The organism is Allobosea sp. 117 (genome assembly GCF_000702305.1).
Taxonomy (GTDB): Bacteria; Pseudomonadota; Alphaproteobacteria; order Rhizobiales; family Xanthobacteraceae; genus Ancylobacter.
In genome coordinates this window covers 210,473-228,832 of the sequence record NZ_JNLC01000016.1, presented here as the reverse complement: position 1 = coordinate 228,832, position 18,360 = coordinate 210,473, and the positions used below count along the sequence as shown (strand labels likewise).

Here is an 18,360-nt window from a genome sequence, read left to right as displayed (position 1 = left end):
AATCGAGCCGCTCATGAAAGCCGCTCCGACGCGAAAGGACGCGAACGCGCCGGCCCGGCCGGTGCGGCGCACCCGGCTGCGTCGCGTGGCGCGGCCATGCGCGCCGTCGCCGCGCTCGCCTCGCTGGCTGCGCATGTGCGGCTGGTCGGCGCTCGGCTTCGCGATCCTGCTGCTGGCCGCCGGCGGCGGGCTCTACACGCTTTTCACCACCGGCATGCTCACCGTCGACATGGCGCGGCCCTATGTCGTGCAGGCCCTCGAGGAGAGGATCGGCGGCGGCAAGACGGTCGAGATCGGCGCCATCACCAATGCTGGCGACAATGATTCGGGGGAGACCGTCCTGCGCGTCAGCGACATCGTCGTCCGCGATCCGGACGGCGAGGTGATCGCGAGCGCGCCGCAGGCCGAGGTGGCGCTGCAGAGCGGGGCCATGCCGTGGAGCATCAGCCCGCGGCGTATCGAGCTGGTGGGTGCCGAACTCACCGTCCGCATCAACGCGCAGGGCGAGCTCACCATCGCTACCGGCCATGGCGCCAAGCCGCTCCATGCGACGGCGCCGGTTCCTCCTTCGGCACATCGTCCTCAGGGCGCGGGGCAGGGGGCGACAGCCTCCGCGCCGCCGGCCGGCGCGCCGGATGGCGCTCCGGCGCCCGCCAAGGCTCCGGCTCTGCCGTTCGACCCGACCCAGCTCCAGCGCCTCGCCGCCTTCGCCGACACCATCGACCGCAGCGGGCTCGACGGGGCGTCGCTGTCGGGCATCGGCCTCAAGGACGGCACCCTGCGCGTCCAGAGCGACATCAGCGGCCGTAGCTGGACCTTCGATCACATCGGCCTCGACGTGACGCGTCCGCCGGAAGGCGGCGTCGCGTTGAACCTCACCTCCGGCGGCACCGACGGTCCCTGGTCGGCGCGCGCGGTGATCGGCTCGCGCGGTGATGGCGAGCGGCCGATCACCATCGAGGTGCGCGATCTCGCCCCGCGCGATCTCATGGTCGCGGCGGGCAAGGGCGACGAGCCGCTGATCGCCACCTCGCCGCTCTCCTTCGATCTCAAGAGCCGCATGGACGCCGACGGCACCGTGCTCGCGGCCGAGGGCGCCTTGGTGGCGGGGGCCGGCAAGCTGCAGATCGGCGACGATGCTGCCGGCCTCATGGTCATAGATGAGGCCTCCCTGCGGTTCCGCTTCGACCCGGACCGCCGCGTGCTCATGCTGGAGCCGCTCGCCATCCAGGCCGGCCCGCTCGATCTGCAGATGACTGCGGAGGTGACGGCCCCGGACGATACCGGCCAGCCGTGGCGGCTGCACACGACGGCGGCGCGTGCGAGCCTCGGCGGGGGCGGTCCCGATGGCGAGAAGGAGCCGCCTCTGGTGTTCGACCGGATGGCGTTCGACCTGCGCTACGAGCCGGGCGCGCATCGCTTCGTCATCGACCGCGCCGATCTCAAGGCCGGCACGGTCGGCGTCACCCTCGCCGGCAATCTCGACCTCGGCGCCGCCGATCCGGCGCTGTCGCTCTCGGTGGCCGGCACGCCGATGTCCGCGACCGCGCTGAAGCGGCTCTGGCCGATCGTCGCGGCGCCGGACGTGCGGCGCTGGGTGCTCGACCACGTGGTCGGTGGCGACGTCAGCCGCGCCAATATCAGCTTCACCGCGCCGCTGAACTCGATCGGCAACAAGGCCCGCCCGCTGCCCGCGGAAGGCCTGTCGATCGACATCGCCGGCGCCAAGGGCATGCTGCGTCCGGTGCCGGGCCTTCCGGCGATGCGCGACGCCACGGTGACGGTCCAGGCCACCGGACGCAGCGCCCACGTCGTCGCCACCAACGCCGTGATGGAGACGCAGGACGGGCGCAAGCTCTCGCTGCCCGAAAGCGTGCTGGACGTGCCCGATACCGCCCCGGTCAATCCCGAGGCGAAGATCAGCGTGAAGGTCGAAGGCTCCGCTGCGGCCGCCGTCGAGCTGATGTCGAGCCCAGCGCTACGCGGCTCGTCCGGCCAGCAGTTCGACCCCGCGACGGTGAAGGGCAACATCAACGGCCTTGCGCAGGTCAATGTCCGGCTCAAGCAGGACATGAGCGAGAAGGACGTCGACTACGCCTTCGAGGCCGACCTGACCGATTTCTCCGCCGACAAGATCTTCCAGGGCCAGAAGCTCGAGAACGCCACGGTGAAGGTGTTCGCGACGCCGGCCGCCATGGTCTTCCGCGGCGAGGGTAAGCTGGCCGGCGCGCCCGCGAGCTTCGAGATGAAGAAGCCGCGCGACGGCGGCGACACCGAATTCCGCGTCGCCGCCAATATCGACGATGCCGCGCGCAACCGCATGAATCTCGATCTCGCCGGCCTGTCGGGCACGGTCGCCATCAAGGTGAACGGGGTGATCAATGCGCGCGGCAAGACCGCCGACGTCGAGATCGATCTCGGCGCCGCCCGGCTCGCCGAGCTGGTGCCGGGCTGGTCGAAGCCCGCCGGCAAGCCCGCCAAGCTCACCGCCAAGGCGGTCATCAGCAATGACGACATCAGGTTGAACGACCTCGTCGTCGCCGGTTCGGGCGTCAACATCCGCGGCTCGGTCGATCTCGACGGCAAGGGTGGGCTGCAGGCGGCCAACCTGCCGACCTTCCAGCTCTCCGACGGCGACAAGGCCAATGTGAAGGTAGAGAGCGCCGACGGCGCCCTGAAGATCACCGTGCGCGGCGAGGTGATCGAGGCGCGGGCCTTCCTGAAGAACCTGCTCGACGCGCCGATCGCCGGCAACAAGGAGCAGAAGCCGGCCGACATCGATCTCGACGTCAATCTCGGCGTCGTCACCGGCAACAATGGCGAGGCGATGCGGCAGGCGGTGCTGCGCATGTCCCGGCGCAACGGCGATCTGCGGGCCTTCTCGCTCGGCGCCCTCGTCGGCCGCAACGGCGGCGTGCGGGGCGAACTGAAGGCCCGCGACAACGGCCGGCCCATGCTGCAGATCGCGACCACCGACGCCGGCGCGCTGCTGCGCTTTGTCGATTTCTACGCGCGCATCTATGGCGGCGACCTGTGGATCAACATCGACGCGCCGCGCGGCGACGGCGCGCCGCAGGACGGCACCATCAACATGCGCGATTTCGTGGTGCGCGGCGAGCCGGGGCTCGACCGTCTGATCGCCGCCGCGCCGGCTGGCGATCGCGGCCGCGACGGGCGCGCGCAGCCGGGCGCCGCCGTGGTGTTCAACAAGCTCCAGGTCGATTTCCAGCGCGCCGCCGGCCGCCTCGTGCTACGGGAAAGCGCGATCTGGGGGCCGACCATCGGCTCGACCTTCGACGGCCAGATCGATTTCGCCAATGACCGCATCGGCGTGCGCGGCACCTATGTGCCGGCCTATGGGCTCAACAACCTGTTCAGCAAGCTGCCCGTGCTCGGCTTCTTCCTCGGTGGCGGGCCGAATGAGGGGCTGGTCGGCGTGACCTACGAGATCGTCGGGCCTTTGAGCGGGCCGACGCTGCGCATCAATCCCATCTCGGCGGTGGCGCCGGGCTTTCTGCGCAAGATCTTCGAGTTCCGCCAGGCGCCCGATCCGACCCCGCCCGCCGTGGTGCCGACGCGCTGACGATCCGTGCCGGCTGCGGTCCTCGCGGCCTCACACCGCCCGCAGCAGCACGTGCTTCTTCTTGCCGAAGGAGAGCTTGATCACGCCTTCGGAAGAGAGGTCGCGCGCGGTGAGCACTGCCTTCTCGTCGGTCACGGTCGCGTCGTTCACCTTGAGGCCGCCGCTCTTGATCTGCCGGCGCGCCTCGCCGTTCGAGGCGACGAGGCCGGTCTTCTCCGCGAAGGCGGCGAGCACGCCGATGCCGCTCTCCAATTCGCCCGCCGGCACCTCGACGGTCGGCAGGTCGGCGGAAACCCCGCCTTCCTCGAAGGTCTTGCGCGCCGTCTCCGCCGCCTGATCGGCCGCCGCGCGGCCGTGCAGCATGGCGGTGACCTCGGTGGCGAGGATCTTCTTCACCTCGTTGATCTCCGCCCCGCCGAGCGCTTCGAGCCGGGCGATCTCGGCCATCGGCAGCGTCGTGTAGAGCTTGAGGAAGCGCGGCACGTCGGCGTCCTCGGTATTGCGCCAGTACTGCCAGAACTCGTAAGGCCCGAGCAGATCGGCGTTCAGCCACACCGCGCCGTTGACCGACTTGCCCATCTTGGCGCCGGAGGCGGTGGTGAGCAGCGGCGAGGTCAGCGCGTAGAGCTGCTCGGTCCCCATGCGGTGGCCAAGGTCGATGCCGTTGACGATGTTGCCCCACTGGTCGGAGCCGCCCATCTGCAGCCGCACGCCGTAGCGCTTCGACAGCTCGACGAAGTCATAGGCCTGCAGGATCATGTAGTTGAACTCGAGGAAGGACAGCGACTGCTCGCGCTCCAGCCGCATCTTCACGCTGTCGAAGGACAGCATGCGGTTGACCGAGAAGTGCCGGCCGACATCGCGCAGGAATTCCAGATAATTGAGTGAGCGCAACCATTCCGCGTTGTTGATCATCAGCGCGTCGGTGGGCCCGTCGCCATAGGTCAGGTAGCTGGAGAACACGCGCTTGATCGAGGCGATGTTGGCCTCGATCGTCTCCACCGTCATGAGCTGGCGCGCCTCGTCCTTGAAGGACGGATCGCCCACCATGCCGGTGCCGCCGCCCATCAGCGAGATCGGCTTGTGGCCGGTTTTCTGCAGCCAGTGCAGCAGCATGATCTGGATGAGGCCGCCCGCGTGCAGGCTCGGCGCGGTCGGGTCGAAGCCGATATAGGCGGTGACACTTTCCTTCGCCAGCAGCGCATCGAGGCCGGTCTCGTCGGAAACCTGATGGATGAAGCCGCGTTCGGCGAGGGTGTGGAGGAATTCGGAACGGAACTGCGTCATGTCGGGCCTGCGGCGGGGATGCTTGGTCGTTTCGGCCGGTCTAGTATCAGCTTCGCGATGGGAACGCACGCCGCGCGGTGCATTGGGGGTGAACGATGAGAGCGATCGGAATGATGAGCGGCACCTCGCTCGACGGCATCGACGTCGCCTTCATCGAGACCGATGGCGAGAGCGTCACTGCCTTCGGCGAGGGACGCACCTATCCCTATTCGGATGACGACCGGCGGCTCTTCTTCCGCGCGCTGGAGGAGGCCGCCGCGCTCACCGAGCGGCAGGCGCGGCCGGGCATACTGACGGCGGCCGAGGCACTCATCACCGCGCGCCATGCCGAGGCGCTCGCCCGCTTCCTCGTCGAGGCGCCGCAATACCGGGATGTCGATGTCGTCGGCTTCCACGGTCAGACCGTGCTGCACCGCCCGGAGATCGGGCTGACCGTTCAGCTCGGCGACGGCGACCACCTCGCCGGCGCGCTGAAGTCGCTGGCGAGCCGGGGGGCGGCGGCCGAGCTCGTCTATGACTTCCGCGCCGCCGACGTGGCGGCGGGCGGGCAGGGGGCGCCCTTCGTGCCGGTCTACCACCGCGCTCTAGCCGCCGGCCTCGGCCGGGAAGGGCCGGTGATGGTGGTCAATCTCGGCGGCGTCGCCAACATCACCTATATTGACGGCGCGGCGGATCCGGTCGCCTGCGACACCGGCCCGGCCAACGCGCTGATCGACGACTTCATGAAGGAGCGCACCGGCGCGCCCTGCGACCGCGACGGCGCGGCGGCCGCCGCCGGCCGGGTCGACGAGGCGGCGCTGGCGCGGCTTCTGCGTCACGGCTTCTTCACGCTCTCCCCGCCGAAATCGCTCGACCGCAACGCCTTCCGCAACTGGGTGGCCGAGCATGCCGAGCTCGACGACATGAGCGTGGAGGATGGCGCGGCGACGCTGACCGCGCTCACCGCCGCCTCGGTCGCCGCCGTGCTGCCGCTGCTGCCGGAGCGGCCCCGGAGCGTGATCGCGGCGGGCGGCGGCGCGCATAATTCGACGCTGCTGCGCATGCTGTCCGAACGGCTCGGCGTTGGCGTCGAGACCGCCGATTCGGTGGGCTGGTCGATCGATCTCCTCGAGGCGCAGGCCTTCGGCTTCCTCGCCGTGCGGGTGCTGCGCGGCCTGCCGCTCAGCTTTCCCGGCACCACCGGCGTGCCGCGGCCGCAGACGGGCGGCGTCCGCGCTGCGGCACGCCGCGCCGCCTGAAGATGATGTTCAGTTTTTCTGAATTTTGAGACAGTCTGACGCAGCATTCCTGAAATGCATTGGTGCGATGCAAAATCCGATGATGCATCGCACAAGATATTCCGTATCTTGAGGGCTCCCGGACGACCGGCTCGCCAGGCCACGGCAGTTCCGCCGAACAAGACCTGGACAGAACCTCTCGGAGCAACTCGGATGCGCACGCTTTTTCGCGCCTTCATCGCCGCCGCCCCGATCGCCGCTGCCGCTGGCGTTCTCGGCTTCGCCTCGCTCATCAGCCCCGCCGATGCGTGGGAACGCTCGCAGCAGGTCCGCCCGCATGCGGCGGAGACCATCAAGCTCGGCTACGTCACCGGCGTCGCCTATTACACCTTGGAAGCCGACGGTTATCACGTCGTCGCCACGCTGAGCGTCGCTGACGGCGCCCCGGTACGCTTCGCCGCGACCCTTCAGCCCGAGCAGAGCGTGACCATCTCGGTGCCCGGCGCCGAGGGCGATACGCCGAAGTCCATCGAGATCGCCCGCAAGGGCGAGACGGTGACGGTGACCCGCCCGCTGCGTCTCGTGCTGAACTGAGCGCGGTCTCGGGCTTTGCCGAAGAATGCGGCGTCATGCCTGGCCCTGAGCTGTGCATTCGCGCTTCTGCGGCGCCTGAAAATGAAATGGCCGGGACGAGCCCGGCCATGACGTGATCGAAAAGACGAACCAGGCGCGCGGCTCTCAGGCCGCGCTTTCCTTTTTCCGGGTGCCGGGCAGGCGGCGGTCGAGATAGGTACCGACGACCTCCATCAACTCCTCGGTCCGCCCGTCAAAGAAGTGGTTCGCGCCGGCGACCGTCTGCTGGTCGATCACGATGCCCTTCTGGGTCTTCAGCTTCTCGACGAGGCCGGTCACCGCCGAGAACGGCACCACCGCGTCCTTGTCGCCATGGACGAACAGGCCCGAGGACGGGCAGGGCGCCAGGAACGAGAAGTCGTAGAGATTGGCCGGCGCGGCGATCGAGATGAAGCCCTCGACCTCCGGGCGGCGCATCAAAAGCTGCATGCCGATCCAGGCGCCAAACGAGAAGCCGGCAATCCAGCAGGCGCGCGCGTCCGGGTTGATCGACTGCGCCCAGTCGAGGGCGGCGGCGGCGTCCGCCAGCTCGCCCTGGCCGTGGTCAAACGCGCCCTGGCTGCGCCCGACGCCGCGGAAGTTGAAGCGCAGCGTCGAGAAGCCCCGATTCACGAACTGGTAGTACAGGTTGTAGACGACCGGATTGTTCATCGTGCCGCCGAACTGCGGGTGCGGGTGCAGGATGATCGCGATCGGCGCGTTGCGCGTCTTGGCCGGCTGGTAGCGGCCTTCGAGCCGCCCCTTCTCGCCGGTGAAGATAACCTCGGGCATGGAAATCCGTGACCTTGAAGCTGCTCGGCCGTCGCGGGCCATCCCTGCCGCACCGCCGGACCGCCCCGGTCGTGACCCGGCCTGTCCACATGGCGAATAGCGTTCGACCTGAATGACTTGACGGCGGAAGCTATCGCCCCTAACTTTAGAATAATTCCAATCTTCTACGTCAGGTTGCGGCGACCGATTGCATATACCGCTCGCTGCAGGATCCGACGGAGATGGCGGAAGCCAACCTATGAAGGAGATGGTCCGCATTTGCAAGCACGCAAGGGCTTGCCGGTGCGGAGCCTGAAGATCGGCCTATATATGGCACGAATCTTCCTTGTCCTGGGTGAGCCGATCCGCCCGTTTGCAGACCTCGACGAAGGCCGATGACCGAACGCACCTACCTCGACCACAACGCCACGGCGCCCATCCGTCCGGCGGCCGCCGACGCGCTTGCGAAGGCGCTGGCCGATACCGGCAACGGCTCTTCCGTGCATGGCGAGGGCAGGGCGGCGCGCGGGCGCATCGACGCCGCGCGCAAGAGCGTCGCGGCCCTGGTCGGTGCCGACCCGCGCGGCGTGGTGTTCACTTCCTGCGGGACCGAGGCCGATACCCTCGCGCTCGTGCCCGAGGTGACGCGCGGCGGCGAGGCGCTGTCCTGCGACGTGCTGCTGACGACGGCGGTCGAGCATGCCGGCGTGCTGCGGGGGCACCGCTTCGCGCCGGAGGCGGTCGAGTTTCTTCCCGTCGATGCGCGCGGCCGCCTGCGGCTCGACGCGCTCGACGAGGCGCTGGCCCGCCATGCGGAAGCCGGCCGCCGGGCGCTGGTGTCCGTCATGCTGGCGAACAACGAGACGGGCGTGATCCAGCCGGTGGCCGAGGCCGCCCGCCGCGCCCATGCGACCGGCGCGGTCGTGCACAGCGACGCGGTGCAGGCGGCGGGACGCATCCCGATCGAGATCGGTGTGCTCGGCGTCGACATGCTCTCGCTCTCCGCCCACAAGATCGGCGGCGCCCCGGGTGCCGGTGCTCTGGTCTTCGCCGATCCCGACATGCGGGTGAAGCCGGTCTTCGCGGGCGGGGCACAGGAGCGCGGCCTTCGCGCCGGTAGCGAGAATGTGCCCTCGATCGCCGCTTTCGGGGTTGCGGCCGCAGCCGCGAAGGCCGATCTCGAAAGCGAGGTTTCACGCATCGGCGCCTTGCGCGACGGGCTTGAAAGCGCTCTAAGGTGCGAATTCCCCGAGCTCGTGCTGCTCGTCGGCGACGTTGAGCGCCTGCCCAACACGTCGTGCCTCGCCCTGCCGGGCGTGCCGGCCGAAACGCTGGTGATCGCGCTCGATCTCGCTGGCGTCGCGGTCAGCGCCGGGGCCGCCTGCTCGTCGGGGAAGGTCGGCCCGTCCCATGTGCTGAGCGCCATGGGGGTGCCCGAGAAGATCGCGCGCTCCGCCGTCCGCATGTCGTTCGGCTGGTCGAGCACGCAGGAGGACGTGAACCGGGCGCTCGGCGCGTTCCGCCGCGTGCTTCCGGGGCTTCTGCGCCGCGCCCGCGCGGCATGACGAATGGAATTGCCGCGCCATCGGCGCGGAGGACGTGCGTAGCAGTTGGAACTTGACCCGCGGGCCTTGACCCCGCGCGGGAAAGGAGAAGGGACGATGCCGGCCGTACAGGAGACAGTGGAGCAGGTCCGCTCCATCGACGTCGATCAGTACAAATACGGCTTCTTCACCGACATCGAGTCGGAGAAGGCGCCGAAGGGTCTCACCGAGGATACCATCCGCTTCATCTCGGCCAAGAAGGACGAGCCGGAGTGGATGTTGGAATGGCGGCTGGAGGCGTTCCGCCGCTGGCAGACCATGCGCGAGCCGGAATGGGCGCGCGTGAGCTACCCGCCGATCGCCTATCAGGAGCTCTATTACTATTCCGCGCCGAAGCGGAAGGACGGGCCGAAGTCGATCGACGACATCGACCCGGAGATCCTGAAGACCTATGAGAAGCTCGGCATCCCGCTGCGCGAGCGCGACGCGCTGCTCGGCATTGAGAGCACCGGTGGCTCGAAGGTCGCGGTCGACGCGGTGTTCGACAGCGTCTCGGTGGCGACCACCTTCAAGGAAGAGCTCGCCAGGGCCGGCGTCATCTTCATGCCGATCTCGGAGGCGATCCGCGAATATCCCGAGCTGGTGCGGAAGTATCTCGGCTCGGTGGTTCCGGTCACCGACAACTTCTTCGCCACGCTGAACTCGGCTGTGTTCTCCGACGGCTCTTTCGTCTACGTGCCGAAGGGCGTGCGCTGCCCGATGGAGCTCTCGACCTATTTCCGCATCAACGAGCGCAACACCGGCCAGTTCGAGCGCACGCTGATCATCGCCGACGAGGGTGCCTATGTGAGCTACCTCGAAGGTTGCACGGCGCCGATGCGCGACGAGAACCAGTTGCACGCGGCGGTGGTCGAGCTGGTGGCGCTGGCCGATGCCGAGATCAAGTACTCGACGGTGCAGAACTGGTATCCGGGCGACAAGGACGGCAAGGGCGGCATCTTCAACTTCGTCACCAAGCGTGGCGACTGCCGCGGCGACCGTTCCAAGATCTCCTGGACGCAGGTCGAGACCGGCTCGGCGATCACCTGGAAATATCCGAGCTGCATCCTGCGCGGCGACGAGAGCCGCGGCGAGTTCTACTCCATCGCCATCTCGAACGGCCACCAGCAGGTCGACAGCGGCACCAAGATGATCCATCTCGGCAAGAACACGACGAGCCGGATCATCTCCAAGGGCATCGCGGCCGGGCACTCGGACAACACCTATCGCGGTCTCGTCTCGGCGCACCGCAAGGCGACCGGCGCGCGCAATTTCACCAATTGCGACAGCCTGCTGATCGGCGACAAGTGCGGCGCACACACCGTGCCCTACATCGAGAGCAAGAACTCCTCGGCACAGTTCGAGCACGAGGCCACCACCTCGAAGATCTCCGAGGACCAGCTCTTCTACTGCCGCCAGCGCGGCCTCGACCCCGAGGAGGCGACGGCGCTCATCGTCAATGGCTTCGTCAAGGACGTCCTCCAGCAGCTCCCCATGGAGTTCGCGGTCGAGGCGCAGAAGCTGATCTCGGTGAGCCTCGAAGGCTCGGTGGGCTGAGCGCCCGTTTGCATTCGTCATCCCGGACGCGGCACGGCCGCGATCCGGGATCGTCCTCAGGAATATCAGCGCGATCCCGGCTCTGCGCTTCGCTTCGGCCGGGATGACGTGCTTCAGATTGGATCGCACACAATGGCCATGCTCGAAATCGACAACCTCCACGCCAAGATCGAAGGCGACGAGGGCCGCGAGATCCTCAAGGGGCTCACCCTGCAGGTGAACCCCGGCGAGGTGCACGCGATCATGGGTCCGAACGGCTCGGGCAAGTCGACCCTCTCTTATATCCTCGCCGGCAAAGAGGATTACGAGGTCACCGAGGGCTCGGTGACGCTCGACGGCGAGGACCTGCTGGAGATGGAGATCGACGAGCGCGCCGCGAAGGGCGTGTTCCTCGCCTTCCAGTACCCGATCGAGGTGCCCGGCGTCGCCACCATGACCTTCCTGCGCTCGGCGCTGAACGCGCAGCGCAAGAAGCGCGGCGAGGAGGAGGTCTCGACCCCGGATTTCCTGCGCCTGATCCGCGAAAGGGCAGCGAATCTCGGCATTTCGCAGGACATGCTCAAGCGCGGTGTGAACGTCGGCTTCTCCGGTGGCGAGAAGAAGCGCATGGAGATCCTGCAGATGGCGGTGCTGGAGCCGAAGCTCTGCATCCTCGACGAGACCGATTCCGGCCTCGACATCGACGCGCTGAAGATCGTCTCCGAGGGCGTCAATGCGCTGCGTTCGCCCGACCGCGGGATGATCGTCATCACCCACTACCAGCGCCTCCTGAACCACATCGTGCCGGATTTCGTCCACGTGATGAACAACGGCCGCATCGTGCGCTCCGGCGGCAAGGAACTCGCCCTGGAGCTCGAGGCCAACGGCTATGCTGAGTACCAGCAGAGCGCGGCGTGAGGGGAGCCCGATGAACGCCGAGATACGCCCCATCCGCACTCCCGCCGAGCAGGCGCTGGTCGCCGCTCTGGAAACCCTGCCGGCCGGCGGCGACCGGCTGGCCGAGCTGCGCCGCACCGCCGCCCGCAGCTTCACCGAGAACGGCTTGCCGCACCGGCGCGTCGAGGAATGGAAATACACCGACCTGCGCACCATCCTGCGCGAGGCGGTGCCGCTCGCCGGCCCGGCCGCCGTCGCTCGTGCTGAAGCGGGCCTGAAGCTGCTCGGCGAGGCTCGCGCGCGCCGCATCGTCGTCGCCAATGGCGCCGTGGTGCCGGAGCTTTCCGACCTCGCCGATCTGGAACCCGGCCTGTCCATCGTCTCGCTGGCCGGCGCGATCGCGCAGGGCGACGAGCGCCTTTCCCGCCTCGGCGGCCTGGTGCCGGCCCGCTATGACGCGGCGCTGGCGCTGAATACCGCGCTCGCCAAGGACGGCGTGCTGATCGAGGTGGCGCCCGGCGCGACGATCGAGCGCCCCGTCCAGGTCGCGAGCGTCTTCGTGGGCGAGGCGCCGGCGGCGAGCTATGCCCGCAACCTCGTCATCGTCGGTGCAGGCGCCCGCTTCACCTATGTTGAGAGCTTCGAGGGTCCGGAAGGCGTCGCCTATCAGACCAACAGCGCGACCGAGTTCCTCGTCGGCGACGAGGCGCATTTCGACGTGGTGCGGGCGCAGGACGAGAGCGCGACCGCCGTGCATCTCTCCACCCTGCTGTTCGACGTCGGACGTGAGGCGCTGTTGCACGCCTTCGGCTTCGCGACGGGCGCGAGCGTGGCGCGCACCTCGCTCTATGCGACGCTCTCGGGCAATGACAGCAAGGTGGCCTTCAACGGCGCCGCGCTGCTCAAGGGCCGCCAGCACGGCGATTCGACGCTGTTCGTCGACCACGCGGTGCCGGGCTGCGAGAGCCGCGAGCTGTTCAAGCACGTGCTGGACGATTCCTCGCGCGGCGTGTTCCAGGGCAAGATCGTTGTGCGTCAGGCGGCCCAGAAGACCGACGGGCGCATGATGAGCCGCGCCCTCGTGCTCGGCGACGACGCCGAGATGGACAACAAGCCCGAGCTCGAGATCTTCGCCGACGACGTGCAGTGCGGTCATGGCGCCACTTGCGGCGCCATCGACGAGGAGCTGCTGTTCTATCTGCGCGCCCGCGGCATCCCGCTGAAGGAGGCGCAGAGCCTTCTGGTGCAGGCCTTCGTCGGCGAGGCGATCGAGACCGTCGAGCATGACGGCCTGCGCGACGCGCTGGTCGCCCGCGCGGAAGGCTGGCTGAAGGCGCGCGCCTGACGCGCGCCCGGACGACCATCCCTCGAGACCCGGGCTTTTGCCCGGGCACCTCAGGATGACGGTGTTCCTTAAAGTAAGGTCGATGACGCTGCTCCGACGTGCGACGTCATCCTGAGGTGCAAGCGCAGCCAGCCTCGAAGGAGGCTCGCTCGTGCACCGGAGACAGCAGAGGTCGAGCCGATGACCATCCTCCACCCCGCCGTGGCGAACGGCACGTATGACGTGAACCGCGTGCGGCAGGATTTCCCGATCCTGTCGAAGCAGGTCTACGGCAAGCCGCTGACCTATCTCGACAATGCCGCATCGGCGCAGAAGCCGGTGCAGGTGCTCGACCGCATGCGCTACGCCTATGAAAACGAGTACTCGAACGTCCATCGCGGGCTGCACTTCCTCGCCAATGCGATGACCGAGGCATATGAGGAGGCCCGCGAGCGCTGCCGCGCCTTCCTCAACGCCGGCTCGCTGGAGGAAGTGATCTTCACCCGCTCGGTGACCGGGGCGATCAACCTCGTCGCCTCCTCGCTCGGGCAGTCGATCGAGGAGGGTGACGAGATCATCCTCTCGATCATGGAGCACCATTCCAACATCGTGCCCTGGAACTATCTGCGCGAGCGCAAGGGCGCTGTGATCAAATGGGTGCCGGTGACCGAGGACGGCTCGTTCGATTTCGACGCTTTCGAGCAGATGCTCTCGCCGCGCACCAAGATCGTCGCCGTCACCCATATGTCGAACGTGCTCGGCACGGTGACGCCGCTGAAGGACATCGTCCGCCTCGCCCATGAGGCCGGTGCGCTGGTGGCGGTCGACGGCGCGCAGGCGGCGGTGCACCTGCCGGTCGACGTGCGCGACCTCGACGTCGATTTCTACGGCATCACCGGCCACAAGCTCTACGGGCCGACCGGCATCGGCGTGCTCTACGGCAAGCGCGCGCTCTTGGAGAAGATGCCGCCTTACGAGGGCGGGGGCGAGATGATCCGCACCGTCACCGAGGAGGGCGTCACCTATGGCGAGCCGCCGCACCGCTTCGAGGCCGGCACGCCGCCCATCGTGCAGGCGATCGGTCTCGGCGAGGCGCTGACCTATATGGAAAGCCTCGGCCGCGAGCGGATCGCCGCCCATGAGGCGATGCTCGGCGCCTATGCCAAGGAGCGGCTCTCCCGCATCAATTCCCTGCGCATCTATGGCGACGCGCCGGGCAAGGGCGCCATCGTCGCCTTCGACATGAAGGGCGCGCATCCGCACGACGTCGCGACCGTGATCGACCGCGCCGGCGTCGCTGTGCGGGCCGGCACCCATTGCGCAATGCCGCTGCTCGCGCGATATGGAGTAACGGCTACCTGCCGCGCCTCCTTCGGGCTGTACAACACACGCGAGGAGGTCGACCGGCTCGCCGAAGCCCTCATCAAGGCGCAGGATTTGTTCGCATGACCGAGATCGACACCGAGGCGCCGAATGTACCGGAGATCGAGTCCTCCATCCCGGCGGAGGAGCTCGAACGCCTGACCGACGACATCGTCGCCGCGCTCAAGACGGTCTACGATCCGGAAATCCCGGTCGACATCTACGAGCTCGGCCTGATCTACAAGGTCGACATCTCGGACGATCGCCGCGTTGCCGTCGAGATGACGCTGACCACGCCGAACTGCCCCTCCGCCGCCGAGCTTCCCGGCATGGTCGAGGGCGCAGTGGCGAGCGTCGGCGGTGTCACCGATGTCGAGGTGAACCTCACCTTCGACCCGCCATGGGATCAGGGGCGGATGTCCGAAGAGGCCCGGCTCACCCTCAATCTGTGGTGAGCGCCGTGGCGCCGGCTCCTGCCGCGCCGCCCATCTCCGGCGTGCTGGAGACCGGGCTCTATGTCGACGACCTGCCGCGTGCCCGCGCTTTCTATGAAGGGGTGCTCGGCCTGAGGCCGATGATCGCCGATCACCGCTTCTGTGCCTACGACGCCGGCCCGGGCAGCGTGCTGCTGCTGTTCTTACGCGGCGCGACGCTGGAAGCGGTCACCATGCCGGGCGGCACCATTCCCGGCCATGACGGCCACGGCCCGCTGCACTACGCGCTCGCCATCCCCGCCGGATCGCTCGATGCATGGATCGCGCATCTGGCCGGGCAGGGGGTCGCGGTCGAGAGCCGCGTGAACTGGAAGGGCGGCGGCGCCAGCCTCTATTTCCGCGATCCCGACGGCCATCTCGTCGAGCTGGCGACGCCGGGGCTGTGGGCGAACTACTAGTCCATGTCGTCATCCCGGACGGCCACAGGCCGATCCGGGATCGCTTATCCTATAGTGCACGCGATCCCGGCTCTCGCTGCGCCCGGCCAGGATGACGGTATGACTGTTATGCCTTGAGTCCGGCCGGCGCATACCCCATTTTAGAAGCACCGATCCGCCGGCCTTGAACCGGCGTCGATATGGAGACCGAAATGGCCGAACCCCGCCCGCGCATTCCCGTGATGCGCCTCACCGATGCCGCCGCCACGCGCGTGCGCGAGATCATGGCCCGCGCCGAGAAGCCGGTCGTCGGCCTGCGCGTCGGCGTGAAGAACGGTGGCTGCGCCGGCATGGAATACACGATGGAGTTCGCCGAGGAGGCGGGCCGCTTCGACGAGGTCGTCGAGGACAAGGGCGTCAAGGTGCTGATCGACCCCAAGGCGATCCTTTATCTCCTCGGCACCGAGATGGACTTCAAGGCCGACAAGATGACCGCCCAGTTCGTGTTCAACAACCCGAACCAGACATCGGCCTGCGGCTGCGGCGAATCGGTCGCCATCACTCCCGCCCGTCGCGAGGCGGTCGAAGCCGGCGCCTGAGCGCCATGGACGGCGCGGCGGTCGAAGATGTCTTCACCGCCTTCGGCCCGGTGCGCTGCCGGCGCATGTTCGGTGGCCTCGGCATCTACGCCGCGGGCGTGATGTTCGCCCTGATGGTGGACGACGAGATTTACCTCAAGACCGATTCCGACTTCGCCGATACCCTGCAGGCCGAGGGCTCGCACCCTTTCGCCTATGAGGGGCGCGGGCGGCAGGTGACGACCAGCTACTGGTCCATTCCACCCCGCCGCATCGACGACGCCGAGGCCGTCGCCGAGATTGCCTATAGGGCGCTGCGCGTGGCTCAGGAGGCGGCGGCGAAGCCGGCCGCACGCCGTTCACGGACCGGCCAGAAACGCCTGCCGCGTTGAAACCCTGTAGCTCTTTCCGATCAGGTGGAGTCACCTGATCGATAAGAAAGTGCTCTCGATTCAAAATGCTTCAGCCGGGCGTCGATCCTGATGGAGGGCGGGCGGGAGCCGTCAGCCGGCCTTGATGCGGACCGGCCGCAGCAGGAAGGCGGGCAGGTGAGAGGTGTCCGCCGGCTCGTCGTTGCGCGCGACGGGACGTTCGGCGGCGCGGCGCGGCGTGCTCGGGGTGACCGGGGCGCGTGTCGCGGCGGGAGCGGGCGCGGGCTCGCGGCTCTCCGGGCGCGCGGCCTTGCGGCGCGCGGGCCGAGCGGAATCAGCGGCGTCGTGGGCGACGGCGGGTTCCTCGGCAGCCTCGGCGGGAGCACGCTCGCCGCGCCGGCGGGCCGGACGGGCGCCGCGGCGCTCGCTGCGATCCCCACGGTCTCCGCGCTCGCCACGATCCCCGCGCGGGCTGCGTCCTTCGGACGGCGGCAGCTCGCTCAGCGTCGAACCGAACCAGTCGATCGGCCGGCCGATCAGCTTCTCGATCGCCGCCAGCGACTTGGCGTCGGCTGGCGTGACGATGGTGAAGGCGGCGCCGGCGCGGCCGGCGCGGCCGGTACGGCCGATGCGGTGGACATAGTCTTCGGCGTGATGCGGCGTGTCGTAGTTGAAGACGTGGCTCACCGCCGGGATGTCGAGGCCGCGGGCGGCGACGTCGGAGGCCACCAGCAGGTTCGCCTCGCCGGTGCGGAACTGGTCGAGCGCCTGCATGCGCGAGCGCTGGTCCATGTCGCCGTGCAGGCAGACCGCCTTGAAGCCGTGCCGCTGCAGCGACTTGTGCACCACCGCGACTTCGCTCTTGCGGTTGCAGAAGATGATGCCGTTCTGCAGGTTCTCGGCGGTGGTGATCAGCTCGCGCAGCTTCTCGCGCTTGGCGTAGTCCTCCTTCGGGCTGGCGACGAGCATCTGGGTGATGGTCGCGGCCGTAGAGGAGGGGCGCGAGGCCTCGACCTGCACCGGATTGGAGAGGAACTGCGACACCAGCCGCTGGATCTCGGGCGGCATGGTGGCGGAGAAGAACAACGTCTGCCGGGTGAAAGGCACCAGCTTGCAGACGCGCTCGATGTCCGGGATGAAGCCCATGTCCAGCATGCGGTCGGCTTCGTCGATCACGAGGATCTCGATGCCGGAGAGCAGCAAGCGGCCGCGTTCCACATGGTCGAGCAGGCGGCCCGGGGTAGCGATCAGCACGTCGACGCCGCGCAGCAGCTTGGAGTCCTGGTCGCCGAAGGAGACGCCGCCGATCAGCAGGGCGACGTTGAGCTTGTGGTTCTTGCCGTACTTGACGAAGTTCTCTTCGACCTGGGCGGCGAGCTCGCGCGTCGGCTCGAGGATGAGCGTGCGCGGCATGCGGGCGCGGGCGCGGCCCTGCTCAAGCAGGGTGAGCATCGGCAGGGTGAACGCGGCGGTCTTTCCGGTGCCTGTCTGGGCAAGGCCGAGCACGTCGCGGCGTTCCAGCACATGCGGAATGGCCTGCGCCTGGATCGGGGTCGGCTCCGTGTAGCCGGCATCGGCGACGGCCGAGAGCACTTTCTCGCTCAGGCCAAGTTCGTTAAAGGGCATCTAGGGTCAATTCTGCGGCAGCGCACCGCTCACCGGACCCCCCGAGCCGTAACCGGGGACGGATTGCGTCGTCTTCGCGCGGAGCGCTTTATTCGGAATATCGGACGACGCGATGCAACATAGGCAGAAGTCTCGTAAAGTCAACGTCTTTCGCCGCTGTCAAGCGCCTTCGTGACGGCCGGCCGTGCAAAAGCGTTCGCCGCCGGTTCCGAACCCCCGAGCGGCGCCAGGGAGTGCCCACCGATGAGCCGTGCCTTCGTCAAGGAAGATTCGGGTGCCGAGGCGCTGCCCGAGCGTCCGGTCAGCCCGCGCCGCAACCTCGTCACCCGACGTGGCCTCGCTCTGATCGAGGCCGAGATCGAGCGCCTGCGCGAGGCGCTGGCGGGCGCGAGCGCGAGCGGTGACCGCGACGGCATCGCCCGCGCCTCACGCGACCTGCGCTACTGGACCGCGCGTCGCGCCAATGCCGAGCCGGTCGATCCGCCGCAGGATGGCGAGACGGTCACCGTCGGCATGGCGGTGACGCTGGAGGACGAGGACGGTCGGCGCCGAACCTATCGCCTGGTCGGCGAGGATGAGGCCGAACCGAAGGAGGGCCGCATCGCCTGGAGCGCGCCGGTGGCGCAGGCCCTGCTCGGCAAGGGCCTCGGCGACGAGGTCGATCTGCCGGCCGGCACGCTGGAGATCGTCGCCATCGACCCGCGCCCGGAACCGGTATAGGCCGGCGCAAGGACAGAAGAGG

General features: G+C 68.3%; 16 protein-coding genes. 13 read left to right on the top strand and 3 right to left on the bottom strand.

Annotated features, from left to right (window positions below; all coding sequences use genetic code 11):
* Window positions 1-13 precede the first annotated feature (13 nt).
* Window positions 14-3,583, top strand: a complete 3,570-nt coding sequence (locus U742_RS0117795) for a YhdP family protein (RefSeq protein WP_029355449.1) — start codon at window positions 14-16, stop codon at window positions 3,581-3,583.
* Window positions 3,584-3,613: 30 nt separating this feature from the next.
* On the opposite strand, the gene tyrS is transcribed toward U742_RS0117795, so the two are convergent.
* Window positions 3,614-4,870: a tyrosine--tRNA ligase gene (gene tyrS / locus U742_RS0117790; protein WP_029355447.1), complete on the bottom strand. Its 1,257-nt coding sequence runs from the start codon at window positions 4,868-4,870 to the stop codon at window positions 3,614-3,616.
* Between the two features lie 95 nt (window positions 4,871-4,965).
* On the opposite strand from tyrS, the gene U742_RS0117785 reads away from it, so the two are divergent.
* Both U742_RS0117785 and U742_RS0117780 read left to right on the top strand, forming a co-directional pair.
* Window positions 4,966-6,108, top strand: a complete 1,143-nt coding sequence (locus U742_RS0117785; protein ID WP_029355445.1) for an anhydro-N-acetylmuramic acid kinase — start codon at window positions 4,966-4,968, stop codon at window positions 6,106-6,108.
* A gap of 192 nt (window positions 6,109-6,300) precedes the next feature.
* A complete protein-coding gene (locus tag U742_RS0117780) occupies window positions 6,301-6,681 on the top strand; it encodes a hypothetical protein (protein WP_029355443.1) in 381 nt (126 codons plus the stop codon).
* A 144-nt stretch (window positions 6,682-6,825) separates the two neighbouring features.
* On the opposite strand, the gene U742_RS0117775 is transcribed toward U742_RS0117780, so the two are convergent.
* A complete protein-coding gene (locus U742_RS0117775) occupies window positions 6,826-7,491 on the bottom strand; it encodes an alpha/beta hydrolase (protein WP_029355441.1) in 666 nt (221 codons plus the stop codon).
* A 374-nt stretch (window positions 7,492-7,865) separates the two neighbouring features.
* On the opposite strand from U742_RS0117775, the gene U742_RS0117770 reads away from it, so the two are divergent.
* From U742_RS0117770 to U742_RS0117730, 9 genes are all read left to right on the top strand, one after another.
* Window positions 7,866-9,035 (top strand): cysteine desulfurase family protein, encoded by a 1,170-nt coding sequence (locus tag U742_RS0117770; RefSeq protein WP_029355440.1) that lies wholly within the window; start codon window positions 7,866-7,868, stop codon window positions 9,033-9,035.
* A 96-nt stretch (window positions 9,036-9,131) separates the two neighbouring features.
* Window positions 9,132-10,610: a Fe-S cluster assembly protein SufB gene (sufB, locus tag U742_RS0117765; protein ID WP_029355438.1), complete on the top strand. Its 1,479-nt coding sequence runs from the start codon at window positions 9,132-9,134 to the stop codon at window positions 10,608-10,610.
* 138 nt (window positions 10,611-10,748) lie between these two features.
* Window positions 10,749-11,507 carry a Fe-S cluster assembly ATPase SufC gene (gene sufC / locus U742_RS0117760; RefSeq protein WP_029355437.1) on the top strand — a complete coding sequence of 253 codons (759 nt, stop codon included), beginning with the start codon at window positions 10,749-10,751 and terminating at the stop codon, window positions 11,505-11,507.
* A gap of 10 nt (window positions 11,508-11,517) precedes the next feature.
* Window positions 11,518-12,831, top strand: coding sequence for a Fe-S cluster assembly protein SufD (gene sufD / locus U742_RS0117755; RefSeq protein ID WP_029355435.1), 1,314 nt, complete (start codon window positions 11,518-11,520; stop codon window positions 12,829-12,831).
* A 180-nt stretch (window positions 12,832-13,011) separates the two neighbouring features.
* On the top strand, window positions 13,012-14,259 hold the full coding sequence (locus tag U742_RS0117750; RefSeq protein WP_029355432.1) for a cysteine desulfurase: 1,248 nt from the start codon (window positions 13,012-13,014) through the stop codon (window positions 14,257-14,259).
* Window positions 14,256-14,627 carry an SUF system Fe-S cluster assembly protein gene (locus U742_RS0117745; protein ID WP_029355430.1) on the top strand — a complete coding sequence of 124 codons (372 nt, stop codon included), beginning with the start codon at window positions 14,256-14,258 and terminating at the stop codon, window positions 14,625-14,627. The genes U742_RS0117750 and U742_RS0117745 overlap by 4 nt, the downstream gene beginning before the upstream one ends.
* A 5-nt stretch (window positions 14,628-14,632) precedes the next feature.
* Window positions 14,633-15,064: a VOC family protein gene (locus U742_RS0117740; RefSeq protein ID WP_029355428.1), complete on the top strand. Its 432-nt coding sequence runs from the start codon at window positions 14,633-14,635 to the stop codon at window positions 15,062-15,064.
* A 191-nt stretch (window positions 15,065-15,255) separates the two neighbouring features.
* On the top strand, window positions 15,256-15,642 hold the full coding sequence (gene sufA / locus U742_RS0117735) for a Fe-S cluster assembly scaffold SufA (RefSeq protein WP_029355426.1): 387 nt from the start codon (window positions 15,256-15,258) through the stop codon (window positions 15,640-15,642).
* 5 nt (window positions 15,643-15,647) lie between these two features.
* Window positions 15,648-16,013, top strand: a complete 366-nt coding sequence (locus tag U742_RS0117730) for a TfoX/Sxy family protein (protein WP_029355424.1) — start codon at window positions 15,648-15,650, stop codon at window positions 16,011-16,013.
* Window positions 16,014-16,124: 111 nt separating this feature from the next.
* Here the strand turns inward: U742_RS0117730 and U742_RS0117725 are convergent, their stop codons facing one another.
* The gene (locus tag U742_RS0117725; RefSeq protein WP_029355422.1) at window positions 16,125-17,618 is read right to left on the bottom strand and encodes a DEAD/DEAH box helicase; all 1,494 of its coding nucleotides are present in this window, start codon (window positions 17,616-17,618) and stop codon (window positions 16,125-16,127) included.
* 243 nt (window positions 17,619-17,861) lie between these two features.
* On the opposite strand from U742_RS0117725, the gene U742_RS0117720 reads away from it, so the two are divergent.
* Entirely contained in the window at window positions 17,862-18,338 is a 477-nt protein-coding gene (locus tag U742_RS0117720) for a GreA/GreB family elongation factor (RefSeq protein ID WP_029355421.1), read from the top strand.
* Window positions 18,339-18,360: the final 22 nt, after the last annotated feature.